Origin of the sequence: Vibrio sp. D420a, from assembly GCF_030248625.1 — a bacterium.
Taxonomy (GTDB): domain Bacteria; phylum Pseudomonadota; class Gammaproteobacteria; order Enterobacterales; family Vibrionaceae; genus Vibrio; species Vibrio fortis_A.
In genome coordinates this window covers 39,819-57,667 of the sequence record NZ_JAHGAN010000017.1, presented here as the reverse complement: position 1 = coordinate 57,667, position 17,849 = coordinate 39,819, and the positions used below count along the sequence as shown (strand labels likewise).

At 41.5% G+C, this 17,849-nt stretch carries 16 protein-coding genes; 15 read left to right on the top strand and 1 reads right to left on the bottom strand.

All coding sequences use genetic code 11. The features are described from left to right. Window positions 1-85: 85 nt before the first annotated feature. Entirely contained in the window at window positions 86-520 is a 435-nt protein-coding gene (locus KI743_RS12525) for a rhodanese-like domain-containing protein (RefSeq protein ID WP_285466651.1), read from the bottom strand. Window positions 521-801: 281 nt separating this feature from the next. Between KI743_RS12525 and KI743_RS12520 the strand changes: the two genes are divergently transcribed. The 15 genes from KI743_RS12520 (at window position 802) to KI743_RS12450 (ending at window position 17,784) form a co-directional block, all read left to right on the top strand. Further along, window positions 802-1,056: a hypothetical protein gene (locus tag KI743_RS12520; RefSeq protein ID WP_285466650.1), complete on the top strand. Its 255-nt coding sequence runs from the start codon at window positions 802-804 to the stop codon at window positions 1,054-1,056. 99 nt (window positions 1,057-1,155) lie between these two features. Next, window positions 1,156-1,830, top strand: coding sequence for a YjbF family lipoprotein (locus KI743_RS12515; protein WP_285466649.1), 675 nt, complete (start codon window positions 1,156-1,158; stop codon window positions 1,828-1,830). An 18-nt stretch (window positions 1,831-1,848) separates the two neighbouring features. Beyond that, window positions 1,849-2,667 (top strand): capsule biosynthesis GfcC family protein, encoded by an 819-nt coding sequence (locus KI743_RS12510; RefSeq protein WP_285466647.1) that lies wholly within the window; start codon window positions 1,849-1,851, stop codon window positions 2,665-2,667. Beyond that, window positions 2,667-4,931, top strand: a complete 2,265-nt coding sequence (locus KI743_RS12505) for a YjbH domain-containing protein (protein WP_285466646.1) — start codon at window positions 2,667-2,669, stop codon at window positions 4,929-4,931. The genes KI743_RS12510 and KI743_RS12505 overlap by 1 nt, the downstream gene beginning before the upstream one ends. Before the next feature lie 535 nt (window positions 4,932-5,466). Next, complete coding sequence (locus tag KI743_RS12500; RefSeq protein WP_285466645.1) at window positions 5,467-6,600, top strand: polysaccharide export protein; 1,134 nt, start codon at window positions 5,467-5,469, stop codon at window positions 6,598-6,600. A gap of 43 nt (window positions 6,601-6,643) precedes the next feature. Then, window positions 6,644-7,087 (top strand): low molecular weight protein-tyrosine-phosphatase, encoded by a 444-nt coding sequence (locus tag KI743_RS12495; protein WP_285466644.1) that lies wholly within the window; start codon window positions 6,644-6,646, stop codon window positions 7,085-7,087. Between the two features lie 99 nt (window positions 7,088-7,186). Then, the gene (locus KI743_RS12490; protein ID WP_285466643.1) at window positions 7,187-9,358 is read left to right on the top strand and encodes a polysaccharide biosynthesis tyrosine autokinase; all 2,172 of its coding nucleotides are present in this window, start codon (window positions 7,187-7,189) and stop codon (window positions 9,356-9,358) included. Window positions 9,359-9,510: 152 nt separating this feature from the next. Then, window positions 9,511-10,701: a UDP-N-acetylglucosamine 4,6-dehydratase gene (locus tag KI743_RS12485; RefSeq protein ID WP_285466642.1), complete on the top strand. Its 1,191-nt coding sequence runs from the start codon at window positions 9,511-9,513 to the stop codon at window positions 10,699-10,701. A 12-nt stretch (window positions 10,702-10,713) separates the two neighbouring features. Next, the gene (locus KI743_RS12480) at window positions 10,714-11,865 is read left to right on the top strand and encodes a LegC family aminotransferase (protein WP_285466640.1); all 1,152 of its coding nucleotides are present in this window, start codon (window positions 10,714-10,716) and stop codon (window positions 11,863-11,865) included. After that, the gene (locus tag KI743_RS12475) at window positions 11,865-13,313 is read left to right on the top strand and encodes a NeuD/PglB/VioB family sugar acetyltransferase (RefSeq protein ID WP_285466638.1); all 1,449 of its coding nucleotides are present in this window, start codon (window positions 11,865-11,867) and stop codon (window positions 13,311-13,313) included. Before KI743_RS12480 ends, KI743_RS12475 begins: the two co-directional genes overlap by 1 nt. A gap of 9 nt (window positions 13,314-13,322) precedes the next feature. Further along, the gene (locus tag KI743_RS12470) at window positions 13,323-14,378 is read left to right on the top strand and encodes an N-acetylneuraminate synthase family protein (RefSeq protein ID WP_285466636.1); all 1,056 of its coding nucleotides are present in this window, start codon (window positions 13,323-13,325) and stop codon (window positions 14,376-14,378) included. An 80-nt stretch (window positions 14,379-14,458) separates the two neighbouring features. Then, window positions 14,459-15,271: a cytidylyltransferase domain-containing protein gene (locus KI743_RS12465; protein ID WP_285466634.1), complete on the top strand. Its 813-nt coding sequence runs from the start codon at window positions 14,459-14,461 to the stop codon at window positions 15,269-15,271. After that, window positions 15,244-16,230: an N-acetylneuraminate synthase family protein gene (locus KI743_RS12460; protein ID WP_285466633.1), complete on the top strand. Its 987-nt coding sequence runs from the start codon at window positions 15,244-15,246 to the stop codon at window positions 16,228-16,230. The genes KI743_RS12465 and KI743_RS12460 overlap by 28 nt, the downstream gene beginning before the upstream one ends. Further along, window positions 16,224-16,679: a YhcH/YjgK/YiaL family protein gene (locus KI743_RS12455; RefSeq protein WP_285466631.1), complete on the top strand. Its 456-nt coding sequence runs from the start codon at window positions 16,224-16,226 to the stop codon at window positions 16,677-16,679. Before KI743_RS12460 ends, KI743_RS12455 begins: the two co-directional genes overlap by 7 nt. A 76-nt stretch (window positions 16,680-16,755) precedes the next feature. Continuing rightward, the gene (locus KI743_RS12450; protein ID WP_285466630.1) at window positions 16,756-17,784 is read left to right on the top strand and encodes a nucleotidyltransferase family protein; all 1,029 of its coding nucleotides are present in this window, start codon (window positions 16,756-16,758) and stop codon (window positions 17,782-17,784) included. The last annotated feature ends 65 nt before the right edge of the window (window positions 17,785-17,849 follow it).

Sequence of the window (17,849 nt, the reverse complement as noted above, 5' to 3'; positions counted from 1 at the left end):
CATTGGGTTCCGTAATCAAAATGAAGTTACGTAACCTGAAAAACGAGTATATAGATAACCGTGTTACTAATAATGCTACTAGGAGTTACTTCTTACCCTTTACTAAAGGTAGGTTCGCTTCACTCCAAGCAACTAGGCCATTCTTCAGTAGGCTCACGTTTTCAAACCCAGCTTTTGCTAGTAGGTTTGCACTTTCTTGAGCGGTTTGACCTGTTTTACATACCACAATGATTGGGTCTGCTTTATGGCTTTCAAGGTTACCAAAGTTATTTGCTTTGATATCTGAAGGCAAAATGTGAAGTGCGTCAGTAATATGACCTTTTTTGTATTCATCCTTAGTACGAATATCAACCACAATACCATTTTCACGGTTCATTAGTTGTGTGGTTTGCGCTGCTGTGATCTCTTTGTAAGCCGCATTCGATGTTTTGATGACATTCATAATGATGGCAACCACTAAGCCAATCCATACGATGGCTAAAATCATATTCTCTTGAATAAAGGGTACTAACTCTTGCATATCTTAAACTCTTGTCGTTTGGGGCTCGAAACTATAACCAAGCTTCTCGAGGTTACTTTGGTATATGGTTCTGGAGTATAGCGATAAAGGATTACAGAATACAGAAGAAGCAGAGGGTTGTGAGTGAAGGCGCGGAATAAAGAAGTTTTTGTCTAGAATTTATGCATTTACTTGTACACACTTATTCACTATCATGATCAATTAGTTGTTTAAGCTGAACAACGGAAAGGGGTGGAACCTTAGCCTCTGTATATAAACGTTTATATTTTATGGGAATCATTATGAAAAAGATTGCTTTAGTAGCAGCACTAGCTGTTAGCTTCTCAGGTGCGGCTTTCGCAGCTACCGAAACTGCAGCGGCGGCAGGTGCTGGCGCAGGTTCCGGTGGCGCAGCAGCAGGTGGCGCAGCAGCTTCAGCGGCAGCAGCGGGCACAGCAACAACTGTAGCGGTAACAACTGCAGCAGTAGCAGTAGGCGCAGCAGCAGCAGTAGCTTCTAACGACGGTGGTGCTACAACTACGACTGTAACTAACTAATTCATTAGTTAGGTGAATGAAAGCCATTTTATGTGTGAGCATAAAGTGGTTTTTTTATATAAGTATATTCATAACATCACCAGAACGCAGAAGACAGTCATGATTAAACCTTTTATTACCTCTTTAGGTTTGTTGCTAGCAGGGTGTTCCCAGCAGTTCCAAGACTTAAACGCCACTTTTAATGAAGCCATGTTTGGAGATGCTGATGTTTCCACCACAGCTGAATACATCCAAGACCTACCTTACGCCAGCATTTACGCTCAGATTAATGACCAAGGTAAAATATTCATGGTTTTGGCCTTTGTTGGGCGAAATCCAGAAACTGGTGTAGAGCAACTGAAGTGGATGTCTTCTGATAAAGCGATGATCGTGACAGAAAATGGCCGGGTAGTTCAAACTTTATTATTGCCTTACGAAAATCTATCTGGCCTAACAGCGAAGCCTGAGAATGCATTGGTGCCAAGCTTTGATTTGTCAGCGCAGCCTAAAGCACAGCGTTGGCAAGCTACGTACGATTGGCAACCCGATTATCGATTTGGATACAGTGCTAACATCGTTCGCTCCTATGTGAGCCAAGAAACGGTGCAAACACCACTAGCCGCTATAGAAACGAGTAAATTTATCGAGCAAGTGAGCTATTCCGCGCTTGGCGAGAAAATAGAAAACGAATATTGGGTAAATAGCCAAGGCAAAGTAGTGAAAACGGTTCAATACATTGGCCCAGATATGACTCGCTTAGAGCTAACCCTGCTTAAGCCTTATCAAGCGAACTAATCGGTGGTGATACAAAATATGAAATCATTAGTCAAATTCGGTCAACGTATCGCACAGGCTTCGCTTTGCTCTTCGTTATTCCTATCCAGTGTGGTATACGCTCTTTCTTTAGAGCAAGAAGCTCAAGAACTCAGTGTAGAGTTGCCAGTACAGGGGATTACCCTCAAGTATTCACAACCTGTTCGTCTCGAGCAGGTGTTAGATGACGCAAATGTCAATGGTGCGTTAGGTTACTTTCCACTGTCTGCACAGTTATTTGATCATAATGCGCAACAGCAAGTTGATACTTTAAAAGCACAAGTGATTGAACAATTGAATCAATTGGCACTTCAAGAACCGCAAGTAAAGTTTGTGATTGCACAATTGGAATCCTTTGATTACCAAGCGCGTTATTTTGTGGGTTTAGACAGAAATGCAGTTATTTCACAATCAGCAAAAAATCCATTATTGGTTTCTAAAGACACTGTATTAGAAGCGGATAAGTCAAATCAAGCGCAGCACTTCGCCTTGTATCTAACCCCAAGACCAACCGATCTAATTTTGGTTGGTGTCATAAAACAAGCACACAAGATTAAGTTGATTGAACATGGCCAGTTAGATAACTATCTCTCTATGCTACCCGAAGGTGAGTTGCTTGAAATTGCGGATAAAAGCACAGCGTTTGTGATTCAGCCAGACGGCCATGTTGACGAGGTAAGCTATGCCTATTGGAACAGTAAACAAGCCTACTTCGCACCTGGTGCGATTCTGTTTATCGCTTTTGATTCTCTACCTTCTGAGTTTGCAACTTTGAATCAAAATATTATCGAACTTCTACGTCATAAGGTTAATTTGTAATGTCGGCTAATCAATCATTTCCATTAACTTTTCTTACAGGTTCTATTGCTGGTGCTTTACTGACTGTTAATAGCTTTTCTGCTATTGCGCAAGAACAGCAACCTTCTGAAGTAGATGTTTCAAGTTTTGATGAGCCGATTCTTAAGCATTCACAAATGGACTTTGGTGGTGTCGGCTTGATGCAAATGCCAACTGCACGTATGGCGCCAGAGGGTGAATTCAACTTAAGTGCATCATTCAATAATGAATACTATTTCTATGCTGTAAGCCTACAACTGATGCCTTGGTTGGAGACCACGATTCGCTATACACAAACGCAAGATGTTCTCTACAGTGGAGATAATGCAGGGGACCCAAGTTGCTCGGCCGATAATTTTAGTGGTTGCAATAAGCATGCTGATAAAGGCATTGATTTCAAAGTTCGCTTAATTGAAGAAGGCTATTACTTGCCAGAGTTATCTGTCGGTGTACGTGATTTTGGTGGCACGGGTCTGTTTGATGGTGAGTTCGTTGCCGCTAGCAAACGATTCGGTCCACTGGATGTTACTCTAGGCATGGGGTGGGGCTATATGGGCACCAGTGGTAATTTTACCAATCCATTCTGTAAAGTTAGTGATAAATTCTGTGATCGACCATCAGATACTAAAGGTAATGGTGGTATGGTCGACTTTGAGCGTTGGTTCAGGGGAAATGCTTCCATTTATGGTGGGCTAGAATATCAAACTCCATATAGACCTCTTACGCTAAAGCTAGAGTATGATGGCAATGACTACTCTCAAGACTACCCAGTTACAAACGGCGCGGTAGTTATGACACAGCATACACCTTGGAATGTAGGTGCGGTTTATCGCTTTAACGATTGGGCTACAGCGAAAGTGAGTTACGAGCGTGGCGATACACTTACCATGGGCTTCGATCTAACCACTAATTTCAATGAAATAGCCTCAATTTGGCGTGATACGGAAGCTGCAAAACTTCGCCCTACTGAAGTGAGCGATATGGATGAGGTTGATTTAGCTAAATTAACAGAAGAATTAGATACCATTGCAGGCTATGAGCAAGCAGTGGTTCTGGTTGATGACAGCACGCTGGTGGTGAAAGGTAAACAGGTTAAATACCGTGACCGTGAAGTGGCACTTGAGCGTGGTGCAACGGTGATTGCGAACCACGTTCCTGATTACATCGATACTTACCAAATTGTTGAAACCAGTAATGCGGGGGAGCTTTCTCAAACGGATATCAATGCTAATCAGTTTAAAAAATCTGCTAGCTATTCTTATTTAGATTCTGATATTAAAGACTCTACTCAAAATAGAGAGGTTGCACCGACTTCAGCAGCGGTGTACCAAGATGCTCGTGAACGTTTTGATGTTTCTGTATCTCCAAACTTGGCCCAATCTTTTGGTTCAGCAGAAGATTTCTATTTGTATGCGTTAGGTTTGTATACCAATGCGTCTTTTTGGGCGACCAATAATGTAGAGTTATCAGGCTCTTTGTATATCAACCTTATCGACAACTACGATAAGTTTAACTACACAGTGCCAGAGGATGGCACCGATAAAACCGCAAGAGTGAGAACGCTTTTCCGTGAATATGTGGAAGAGCCAGTTCGTTTAGATAGATTACAGTTAACCTGGTTTGAAGATTACGGTAGCGGTATTTATAGCCAAGCCTATGCTGGCTACCTAGAGAGTATGTTTGCAGGTATCGGAGGTGAGGTGCTTTACCGCCCATACAATAGTAACTGGGCAATTGGTGCTGATGTCACAGCGATTAGTCAACGTGACCCAGATAGCTGGTTTGAAACCTTTGATGAAGAGTGGCAAGCGCATCCTACTGACTCAACCCGTTCATACCGAGTTATCGATAAAGGTACCACAGGTTTTGTGACTGGCTACTATATGCCAGAGTGGGAGTTTTTGAGTGACACGTTGTTTAAAGTGGGCTTTGGTAAGTTCCTCGCCGGCGACGTAGGTACCCGAATCGACTTTTCAAAACAGTTCAAGAGTGGTGTAATTGCGGGCGCGTTTGTGAGTTTAACAGACCTAAGTGAAGAAGATTTCGGTGAGGGCAGCTACACAAAAGGCTTCTACGTATCGATTCCATTTGATTTGTTAACAGTAAAACCAAGCTCACATCGAACTCAATTCACATGGCAACCTCTAACTCGTGATGGCGGGCAAGTGTTAAACAAACAATACAACCTGTTTGAGCAAACAGATGCAAGATCGCCATGGTTCCAAAGGCCAAGTAAGGTGGAATAGAGCGAAGAGCTTAAGAGCAGATTAGAGTAAACGAGATACGGGATGCGAAGAGCAGTTCTTTTCGCATCCCAACTTGCTTTTTATCTTTTCGCCACCCGTTTACTCGCATCTCGAATCCGTTCTTCTATCTTTTCGTATCTCGCCACTCGCATCACGAATCTGCTTTTTATCCCTTCGCCACTCGTTTACTCGCATCTCGCATCTGCTCTTAAACCATTCAACAAGGTTGATAATACAAACAAACTGTGGATAATACGTACGGATTAATTTTGAGCATGTTTTTGATACATGCTTTATAAAATCACCATTGGCTTTTCTTTTACTGTTCAAGGACCGCTTCTGGTGCACAGACAACTACGCAGTGTGATGTCGCGGTATATCAACGGGCGGTAGCGTGCCCAACAGTGATTTAAAATGGAACCGATATCACAATATCACTCCTTTCACCCTCCGTTTAAGTCATTGCCAATGGTAAGGTCATCTATCTTGTATCACTTGGACGTGATTACATTTTCTCAACAATGATTTGGTTAACATGAAGATTAAGAAAAATCGTCTCCTTCTTGCGTTATTGCCCGCTTTATTAGTTGGCTGTACTACTCCAGGCACGCACCTTACCACCGATGATAAGAATGTGATCTTTCCTTCTGAGGAACAACAAGCTACGAATATTTCAGATATTGTTAACCTCTACCCCCTAACAGCTAAAACGGTCTCTAATTTTAAGAGTCAAACTCAATCAGTATCTCAAGCTAACCCAGAATTAGATATCGATATTGCTAAGTATGAGTACAAAGTTGGCGTAGGCGATATTTTGAATGTAACAATTTGGGACCACCCAGAGTTGACTATTCCTGCAGGCTCTTATCGTAGCGCAGAAGAGGCTGGTAATTGGGTTCGAGCTGATGGTACGATTTTTTATCCTTATATTGGAAATGTTAAAGTAGTTAACAAAACTGTAATTGAAATCAGGAAAGATATTGCTATTCGTCTTTCAAAATATATTGAGAGCCCGCAAGTAGAGGTAAATGTCGCAGGCTTTAGATCACAAAAGGCGTATGTTACAGGCGAAGTCGAAGAGCCAGGGCAGCAAGCGATAACAAATATTCCTCTGACTATACTTGATGCAGTAAATCGCTCAGGGGGCTTGTCTGAAAATGCCGATTGGCGCAATGTTTCATTAACTCGTAATGGAAATCAAGAATATATTTCATTGTACTCAATGATGCAGAGAGGTGACTTAACTCAAAATCGTTTGTTACAAGCAGGAGATATAGTTCATATTCCCCGAAATGATGCACAAAAGGTGTTTGTTATGGGAGAAGTTAACGAACCCAAATTGTTGAAAATTGATCGTGCGGGTATGAACTTAACAGAAGCATTGAGTAATGCTGGTGGTATTAATCAGCTAGCAGCTGACGCTAGAGGCATTTTTGTCATTCGCACTTCGAGCGATAAGTCGGAGCGCATGGCTGATATCTACCAGTTGGACATGGGAGATGTGTCAGCCTTAGCTATTGGTACTGAATTCGACTTACAACCTTATGATATTGTTTATGTAACTGCTGCTCCGATTATTCGTTGGAATCGCGTGATTAGCCAACTTCTTCCAACTATTTCAGGATTTAACGAGTTATCTGAATCGGTATTACGAGTTCGGGATTGGTAATGTATCTAGATAATCCAGCTCTGTTTTTGAGGCCTAGAATAAAATGTTTGAACGAATATTAGTAGTATGTGTTGGTAATATTTGTCGTTCCCCAACAGGTGAGCGTGTTCTACAAAAACTATTACCAAATAAACATGTAGCATCGGCAGGTATTGCCGCTGAAAAAAGCCGTTTAATCGGTAAGGCAGCAGATAAAACGGCAATTCTTGTTGCATCAGAAAATGGTGTTGATATAGAAAATCACAAATCACAGCAAGTCACGCCGCAGCTTTGTGCGCTGTATGATTTGATACTGGTGATGGAAAAAGGGCATATGGAAGCATTAACTCAGATATCTCCTGAAGCACGTGGTAAAACTATGTTATTCGGCCAGTGGATCGGGCAACAAGATATTCCCGATCCATATCAACAAAGTCGAGAAGCCTTTGAGCATGCTTACAAACTAATTAATGAAGCAGCGCAAGGGTGGGTAAAAAAAATTAAATAGTTTATTAGTAGTGTTGAATTATAAAATTGAAGATCGTAAAAAGAGTTGTATAAAATAAATTCAGCCTCTTTAGTATTAGTTTAGGAAGTAGTGACTTTGATGACCAGACAATCCTCCCAGCAGCAGCTCTCAAACTCTTCAGATGCAATAGATTTAGGTAAATTGCTCGGGATTTTTTTAGATGCGAAATGGTTTATTGCATTAACCACAATTATTTTTTTAGTTGTTGGTGTCGCAATTGCCCTACTTTCAACGCCTGTATACAAAGCTGACGCTCTGATTCAAATCGAAAAAAAAAGCTCTGGCAGCATATCTTCTATGGTAGGTGATATGGGCGATGTTTTTTCACAGGAGTCATCTGTTTCAGCAGAAATTGAAATTTTGAAATCTCGTATGATTTTAGGTGAAACAGTAGACAAGTTTAATTTAACTACTGTTGTTTCGCCAATATACATACCAATTGTTGGTAAGGGTATCGCTCGCCTTACAGGTGAAGTTAATCATATCTCAGTTAGTCGATTTGATGTTCCAGATTATGCTAGAAATCATGTTTATAAAATCCAAGTGGAAAATGCTGGGAAAGGTACTTATAAGTTGATACAAGACTCTGAACGAGTCGTATTGCAAGGTGTAGCAGGAAAGCTGTCTAATGCCAATGGTTATAGTTTATTTGTGGAGGGGCTTACGGCAAGCGATGGAGTTGAATTCAGGGTTAGTCATCGTAGCCGACTAGCTGCTATAAGTTGGCTTAAATCTTCTATCTCTTTGCATGAACAAGGTAAACAAACAGGTATCCTTAAATTAAGCTTTGAAGGTGAGAATGGGAAACAAAATATTGAAATACTTAATCACATAACTCAAACTTACTTTTTGCAAAATGTTCAGCGAAACTCAGCTGAGGCTGAGAAAAGCTTGTCTTTCTTAAAAGGACATCTTCCGAGTATTAAATCTCAGCTATCTGACTTTGAAGATACTCTTAATAGTTATCGACAGGAAAATGAGTCTATTGATTTGGGTCTAGAAGCTCGATCAACATTGCAGTTGATGGTTTCACTGGAATCTCAGTTAAATCAATTAACTTTCAAAGAAAGTGAAATTAGTCAACGCTTTACTAAAGATCATCCTACATATAGAGCTTTGTTAGATAAACGTAATATTCTTCTTGAAGAGAAGGAGCGATTAAATAAATTAGTTCAAAAATTGCCTAAAACACAGCGTGAAATATTACGTATGACACGTGATGTCGAAGTTAATCAACAAATCTACATACAACTTCTTAATAAGGTTCAGGAGTTGAATATTATTAAGGCTGGTACTGTAGGTAACGTTCGTATTTTAGATGATGCTCAAACCTATGCAACTGCCGTTAAACCTAAAAAGCCTTTGATTATAGTTCTAGCCTTGTTGTTAGGGGGGACTTTTAGTGTTACGTTCGTTTTAATTAGAGCAGCGTTTCATCGTGGTGTAGAAAGTCCTGATCAAATTGAAGAACTTGGCTTACCTGTTTATGCCGCTGTACCTAAGTCTGATTTACAACTAGAGTTGACTAATCGCTTTAAGTCCAAGAAAAAGCGAAATTCTGGTACGCAAGCGCTGCTTGCAGAATCAAATCCTGCAGATTTGTCTGTTGAAGCACTACGTGGGCTACGTACAAGTCTTCACTTTGCTATGCTTGAGGCAAAGAACAACATTTTGATGATTTCAGGCCCTGCCCCAGGCATTGGCAAATCTTTTGTCTCGACGAACTTTGCTGCAGTAGCAGCAAAAACTGGTCAAAAGGTATTGTTGATTGATGCGGATATGCGAAAAGGCTACTTGCAGCAAAGCTTTGGTGTAAAGTGGGATCATGGTCTTTCAGACTTGTTAAGCAGTAAGCAAGACTTTTCGCAATGGATTAAGTCGACTCCGATTGAAAATCTAGAAATAATTACTCGTGGTCAAGTGCCACCAAATCCGTCAGAGTTACTGATGCACCCACGCTTTGCTGAATTTATGGAATGGGCGTCGAACGAGTATGAATTGGTGATAGTTGATACTCCACCAGTGTTAGCAGTAACCGATCCAAGTATAGTTGGTGCATTCGCTGGCACTACTTTAATGGTCGCACGGTTTGGGCAAAATACTATAAAAGAAATAGATGTTGCTCGAAATCGTTTTGAACAATCTGGTATTGAAGTTAAAGGTGTTATTTTAAATGCTATAGAAAAGAAAGCATCTAGCTCATACGGGTATGGTTACTATAATTACTCTTATTCGAGTGATAAAAAATAAATCGGGGCTTTGCCCCTTTTTTATTATCAGGTTGATTTGTTTTATTTAATATATAAATATTTTTATTTTATTAAGCGAGTTAATGATTTTTATTGCTTCAAATATTAACTATATTGAAGCAGAAAGTTAAATTAGAAAATTGGAACTAGAGAATGAGTAATATTCTACCTCTCATTGGGCGTAATAAAGAACTTTTTTTTGCTGATATTCGTAATTACGAATCTGATCTTTGGGATATAGTTTCAAAGTCACGTTTTTTAGTTCTGGGTGGTGCAGGCTCAATTGGGCAAGCAGTAACTAAGGAAATTTTCAAACGTAACCCTAAGAAACTACATGTTGTCGATATTAGTGAAAATAACATGGTAGAGCTCGTTCGAGATATCCGGAGCTCGTTTGGTTACATTGATGGTGACTTCCAAACATTTGCTTTGGACATTGGTTCTCTAGAGTACGATGCATTCATTAAAGCTGATGGGAAGTTCGATTATGTATTGAACTTATCTGCGCTTAAGCATGTTAGAAGTGAAAAAGATCCTTATACATTGATGCGCATGATCGATGTGAATGTTTTTAATACCGACAAAACGATCCAGCAGTCTATTGATGCTGGCGCGAAAAAGTACTTCTGTGTTTCAACAGATAAAGCTGCAAACCCAGTTAATATGATGGGAGCATCCAAACGTATTATGGAAATGTTCCTGATGCGTAAAAGCGAGCAAATGGCAATCTCAACTGCTCGATTTGCAAATGTGGCATTCTCTGATGGCTCACTACTTCACGGATTTAACCAACGTATTCAAAAGCGCCAACCTATCGTGGCCCCAAACGACATTAAACGCTACTTTGTGACTCCTCAAGAGTCGGGAGAACTATGTTTAATGTCTTGTATCTTTGGCGAAAACCGTGACATTTTCTTCCCGAAACTGAGTGAAGCTCTACATCTTATTTCGTTTGCAGATATCGCGGTGAAATACCTAGAGCAACTTGGGTTTGAACCTCACCTATGTGAAACAGAAGAAGAAGCTCGCCAACTTGCACATACACTTCCAGAGCAAGGCAAGTGGCCATGTTTGTTTACTGCAAGTGATACAACGGGTGAAAAAGACTTCGAAGAGTTTTTTACTGATAAAGAAGAGCTGGATATATCTCGATTCGAAAATCTGGGCATCATCAAAAATGAACCTCTTTATGAGCAAGAGCTTCTTACTTTGTTTGAAAGCAGCATCTCTGAGATGAAAGGTGAGCGAGCTTGGACCAAAGAGCAGATTGTGAAACTGTTCTTTACCATGATCCCTGATTTTGGGCACAAAGAAACAGGTAAATACCTCGATAGCAAGATGTAAGTGGAGCATTCAATGAAAGCGACATCTATTGTTGAATTTGTGAGAGATACTTACAAAACAGACGAATTTATTCCCTTACATGCACCGACTTTCGATGGCAACGAAAAAGCGTACGTAATGGAAACGATTGAAAGTACATTTGTTTCTAGTGTCGGTAAGTTTGTTGATGATTTTGAGAGAAAAATTGAAACTTACACTGGTACGGCTAAAGCTGTAGCGACAGTGAATGGTACAGCAGCATTGCATGCTGCATTGTACATGGCTGATGTTCAAAGAGGCGACTTGGTCGTCACGCAAGCTTTGACTTTTGTTGCAACCTGCAATGCTCTTTATCATATGGGGGCTGAGCCTATTTTTCTAGATGTATCTCCAGTGAGTTTAGGGTTGTGCCCTAAGGCTGTGGATGCATTTTTAGAAGAGAATGCCGAAGTCACCGACGCGGGGTGTATCCATAAAAAAACAGGTAGAAGAATCAAAGCCGTTGTACCAATGCACACGTTTGGTCACCCTGTAGAGCTTGATGAACTGGTTGTTGTTTGTTTGAAATGGAACATCACGTTGGTTGAAGATGCCGCAGAAAGTCTAGGCTCGTTTTATAAGGGCAAACACACCGGTACTATTGGTGATTTTGGTGCTGTTAGCTTCAATGGCAATAAGATCATCACCACAGGCGGTGGTGGCATGGTGTTATGTAAGACTCAAGAATTAGGTGCGCGTACTAAACATGTCACTACGACAGCAAAAGTTCCTCATCCGTATGAGTTCTTCCATGATGAACCTGGTTTCAACTATCGTATGCCAAACCTGAATGCAGCTCTAGGGTGTGCTCAGATGGAAGTTATCGAGCAGTACCTAAAACAAAAGAGAGTGCTTGCAGAAGACTACAAGAGTTTTTTCAAGGGAACTGATTTTAAATTTGTTACTGAGCCAGAGTATGCACAGTCAAACTATTGGTTGAATGGGATAATTTGTCCTGATGTGACAACACGAGAGCAAGTGCTCGAAGAGACCAATCGATCGGGAGTGATGACACGGCCAATTTGGCAGTTAATGCATCGATTGCCGATGTTTGCAAACACCATGCGTGATGATTTAAGGGTTTCAGAGTTTCTGGAGCAGCGTCTTATTAATCTGCCCAGCAGCCCTGTGATGGAGAGTGTTTGATGAAGGATTTGATCCTAATCGGTGGTGGTGGCCATTGTACTTCTTGCATCGACGTTATTGAATCACAAGGCCAATACCAAATTCGTGGTATTTTAGACAGCTCTGATAAGGTGGGCACCTCGGTGGCTGGCTATCCGATTTCGGATACCGATGATGCATTGGCAACGTATGTTCAACAAGGCTGTCACTTTTTAATTACTATTGGTCACATTCACTCGAGTGCGGCGCGTGAACGTATTTATTCGCAGCTTATAAATTTAAATGCTCCCTTAGCCACGGTTGTATCACCGCGAGCTCACCTTGCGCGTACTGCGCAGGTCGGCGCTGGTGTAATCGTGATGCATGATGCGCTCATCAACGCCAATGCTAAGGTGGGGGATAACTGCATCATCAACAGCAAAGCCTTGGTGGAGCATGATGCTCAGATTGCTGCGCACTGCCATGTGTCAACAGGTGCTGTTATTAATGGCGGTGCACATATCGAAACTAGCTCCTTTGTCGGGAGCAATGCGGTTGTGGTACAAGGGGTGCAGACCCCAACACAGGCGTTTATCAAGGCGGGTCGTTGTTATGCCGGCGAGCGCCAGCCATCGGTAGGAACGAAAACAGTCGTGCTGACTACTATTTTCCCAGTGAAAGAAGCTTATGTGCATGACTACTTTAATTCCTTGGTGCGTCAGAGCGTACAGGGGTTTGATGTTGTTTTGGTTAACGATGGCTTTGGTGATCTGAGTGCCTTGAAGGCGCAGTATCCACAACTGAATATAATTGAGTTGGAGTCGGCAGGAAGCATTGTCAAAAACCGCGAGCATATGTGTCAATTTGCCCTCAATAACCAGTATGGAGTGGCGATTTTTGCTGATATTGACGACTACTTCTCTGATAATCGCGTGGCGCATTCTTTGCGGTTGTTGGAAGATTATGATGTGGTGGTCAATGATTTGACATCGTTCAATGAGACGGCGCAGTTGCAGAGTCGGATCCTTTCTACGCGAGTGGCAGATGGGGATGAGATCACCCTCGACTTTATTCGAGATAAGAACCTCTGTGGTCTTTCGAATACTGCCATACGCTTAACAGGTTTAGCGTCAGAGACTTTACGCTTCCCAAGTGATTTGGTCGCGGTGGACTGGTATCTGTTTTCGACACTCTTGTGTCAATCCAAGCGTGCAGTTTTTACCAATCAGGCGGTAACTTACTACCGCCAACATCAGTCCAATACAGTGGGTATTGGTCGTATAAATATCGAGACCATCCGTCAATCATTGCAGGTGCGCTCAATTCATTATCAGAACATGCTGGCCGTGAATACAGATTATCAAACAGATCTGGATGCAAATCAGCAACTCATAGCGCGATTCAATCATCCGGATGAGTGCGCAGCAATCTTAGAGATTAATCAAACAAATAACTACACACCACTTTGGTGGGAAGTCATTGCTAAATAGGCGACGAAGATGAAGCTAACACAGAAAAAAGACGTATTTAATTTTTGCAAGCCATACATTATTGCTGAGCTTGGATCCAACCATAACGGTGACATGGAGTTGGCCAAAAAACTGATCATCGAAGCGAAAGAAGCTGGTGCAGATTGCGTTAAATTCCAAAGTTGGTCGAAAGACACTATCTTTGCCAAGAAAAAGTATGAAGATAACTACTTTATCGCTGATGACTACCGTGACCGTACCGACTTCACCCTAGAGGAGATCGTCGAAGAGTACTCTATCTCAGAGCAAGAGCTCTTGGACATGAAAGCTTTTGCTGATGCAGTGGGCATTGATTGTTCATCGACACCATTTAGCCAGAGTGAGGCGGATTTCTTGGTTGATAAAATGGAAACCCCTTTTATTAAGGTGGCTTCTATGGATCTCAACAACTATCCATTTCTCGAGTACCTTGCTAAGAAAGGCAAGCCGATGGTGATTTCGACAGGTCTGAGTGAAATGTATGAGATTGATAAAGCAGTCAAGTGCATTGAAGCAACAGGTAATAAAAACATCGTCATCCTACACTGTGTTTCAACCTATCCACCGGTGGATTCCGATGTGAACCTCAACAACATTAAGACTCTTATGAGTACTTACCCTGAGTACAGTGTTGGTTTCTCTGACCATACCATTGGTACGGAAATTCCACTTGCGTCAGCTGCGATGGGAGCCTGTCTGATTGAAAAACATTTCACGTTGGACAAAAATATGGAAGGTTGGGATCACAAAGTTTCAGCCAATAAAACTGAGCTGAGCATGATTGTGAATGGTGTAAAACGTATCAATGATGCGTTAGGCAGCTACCGTATTTCAGCGCCAGAAACCGAAGAGAAGAAAGCAGAGTTCCGTCGTAGTATTGTTCTAACCCGAGCAATGAAAGCAGGGGAGGCGATTCAAACCTCTGATCTTGATTACAAGCGCCCGGGCACCGGTCTAAAACCTGAGATGACAGACTTTGTGATTGGGATGACCGTCAAGAAAGATCTGCCATTTGACCATATCCTGTGTAAAGAAGACTTGGTTTAATCGCTCACGTGAAAGGGTCCTTTCCGTTCATTGGTTGCTCCCTCACGAGCAGCCATCACGAACTTTCTACAAGGAATAACATGAAAATTGTATCGTGCATTGTTGCAAGAACAACCTCTAATCGTCTGCCCTTAAAGGTATTGCGTGCTGTGAATCCGTCTCATGATAAGTCCATGTTGGATGTGATTATCTCCAAGGCGAAACTTTCGACATTAACGGATAAAATATATTTATGCACGTCAGAAGAGCCGTGTGATGATATCTTAGTTGATACAGCTTTTCGCAATAATATTGAGTTGTATCGTGGTGCAAGTGATGCTGTGATTGAGCGTATGGTGAGTGTGGCTGAGATCGAAAACGCGGACTATATAGTGCGTATTACCGGTGATAATATCTTTGTCGCGGGTGAGTACCTAGACCAACAGATCCAACTCTGTATTGACCAAAATCTTGATTATTGTCGACTGTCTGGGGTGCCGATTGGTGCTACAGCAGAGGTTATCAAAGTCACGGCACTTCAACAGCTCTATCAAGAGATGGATGTCAGTGTTAGTGAATACTTGATGCTGTTTATCTTTGATCCTGAACGCTTTAAGTGTGGTGTCCTCAAGTCGAGCCATGATCTGAGCCAGTATGGGATCACAGTCGACACTCCCTACGACTTTGAGGTGGTGCAGCGTATTATTCGTCACCTTGGTGATGACGCCTCACAATTGACCCTAAAAAACATCTGTCAGTTGTTTAAAAACAACTCTGAGTTGTTTAAAACCATTCACGGCAGTGCCAGTATCAAAATGCCATATGACAAAACCATGAGTTTTGACGACTTTCTTATTGACCAAAAGCAACGAGTTGAACGTTCAGCATGCATCAAGACAATCGACATCATGTAGTTATTATTGGAGAAACGGCTTTCAACCATGAAGGGAGCCTTTCATATCTATTTCGTCTTATAGAGATGGTCGCTCAAGCTGGTGCGACACACGTTAAGTTTCAGGTCTTGATTGACCATGATGATTTCGTAAGTCAAACCAGTGCAGCTTATGAGTTGGTAAAGTCGTGGTGTTTTACCCGTGAGCAATGGGAACAAGCTTTTGAGCACGCAGAATCTCTGGGGTTACGTCTGTTTTTGATGCCGCTAGATAAGCAAGCTGTAGCACTTTGTACGCGCGGCACAGTTGATTATGTCGAGATCCACTCGGTGTCGTTTAATGATCGTATTTTACTAGATACTGTGCGTGATACCCTTACCGAGACGGTGATAGGCCTTGGTATTGGCGGGCGAACTTTAGAAGAGCTCCAAGCCTTAGAAAAACAATTTCCTCGGCAAAAATTGCTGTTTTTGTGTGGTTTCCAAGCCTTCCCGAGCCAACTTGAAGAAGTGAAGTTGGCGCGGATTAAATACCTGCAACAACACTTCCCAAATGCGGTGATGGGATATGCGGATCATAGCGACCCAGCACACCCGGATGCGATTTACTCATCGCACTATGCGTATCAGCTTGGTGCGCGTGTGTTTGAAAAGCATGTAACATTGGAAATTGAGCGTACCGATGCTCAGTCAGCCTACATGGTTGAAGGCTTCACTACTTATATTGAGCAACTGCATCGCTTTATTTCTATTGTGGATGAATCAGCAGAGTCGGCTTTTGAGATGACGAATAATGAATGTATCTATCGTGCACGTCAGAAAAAAGCGGTGGCGACGCAACCTGTCGCGAAAGGCGATCTGTTTACTGCCGAGAATCTTGCGCTAAAAATGCATTCAGACGATGGTGCCTATACTACGTTAGATACCTTACTCAATACTTCGGCGCAGCAAGACTATTCAATCGGGGATGCCATATGCTAAGTCAACCACAAACCATTACCGCACTACAGCAATCAAGTTCGCTGCCGATAAAGAACGCTATTGACTATGTTCTGACCCGTTTTGATTCTCTAGAGACAGGTAAATTCTCCATTCCAGACTCGGATGTGTTTGGAGTTAAATTGGATTATGAGCTTAAATCCGTGCCGGAGTATGTGGTGTATGAGCGCCATCGAGTCTATGTCGATCTGCATTTGTTAATCCGTGGCATTGAATCAATATCTCAATTGCCACAGCTGGAAGGAGAGACTAGTGCTTACAATGTCGAGGATGATTATCAGCTATGTACCTCTGCTGAACGAGATGTGATTCAAGTCACTGAGGGACACGGACTAATGTTTGATATCCATTCTTGGCATGCAACAGGGTTTGGCGTTGAAGGGGGTCAGGTGCACAAGGTTGTCTTGAAAATCCCACACCATTTGATCTAGTACTGGGTTGTAGCTCAGTATAGACAGAGTTATACATTTTGTGTGACGGTATGTCATACATGGAGAGATAGTCAGAATGAAACACACGTTTCTATTGAAAGATGAAAGTACATTGCATGATGCGATCGATGCACTCGATCGTGGTGGTATTGGTTTATTAGCATTTGTGGATTGCAAAGGTACATTTTTGGGTATCTTAACTGATGGTGATCTACGACGTGGGATCTTAAATAAAACAGAGAGCCTACATGAGATGATTAACTCCACACCACTGGTGATGGATCATCAAGCAGAAAAGCGTGATATTGTAGCTAAGTTGCGTAGTGTTCACCGACGTCATATGCCGTTGGTGGATGAGCATGGGGTGTTAAAAACTATTTTCTCTTTAAGCGATATTGAATTTGTTTCAAAAGAAAATACGGTAGTAATTATGGCTGGGGGCTTAGGCTCTAGGTTGGGAGAATTAACGAAGGAAACTCCTAAGCCTATGCTTCATGTAGGTAAAAAACCTATGTTGCAACATATCGTCGAACAATTCCGAGATCAGGGTTTTCATCGGTTTATTTTTTGTTTGAATTATAAGCGAGAAGTTATTACTGATTTTTTTGGTGATGGAAGTGAGTTTGGTGTAGTTGTTGATTATGTTTTCGAAGAGCAACGTTTAGGGACTGCTGGAGCTTTAAGCCTAATAGAATCAAATTTAGACTCTCCTTTTTTTGTTATAAATGGAGATGTCCTTACTAATATGGATTTCAATTCATTTTTAGATTTTCATATTGAAAATGAATCAACTGCTTCAATGTGTGTACGACAGTTCCAGAAACAAGTCCCTTATGGTGTAATAAATACCAACGAATATGGTCAAATATTAAGCCTAGACGAGAAGCCCTGTATAAACTTTCATGTAAATGCTGGAATCTACTTATTAAACCCCAGTTTAATCAAATTCGTCCCTAAAGGGGAGTTTTATGATATGCCATCTCTTTTTGAGCTCATGATCGAAAATGATAAAAAAACTTGTGCATATCAAATTCATGATTATTGGCTTGATATAGGTCAAAGAGATGATTATATAAAGGCCAATGAAGATATTAAAGAGATATAGAGAATTATTTGTATTTATCCAATATTGATAAATGGTGACATTAATGGATTCTTACTATTCTAAGA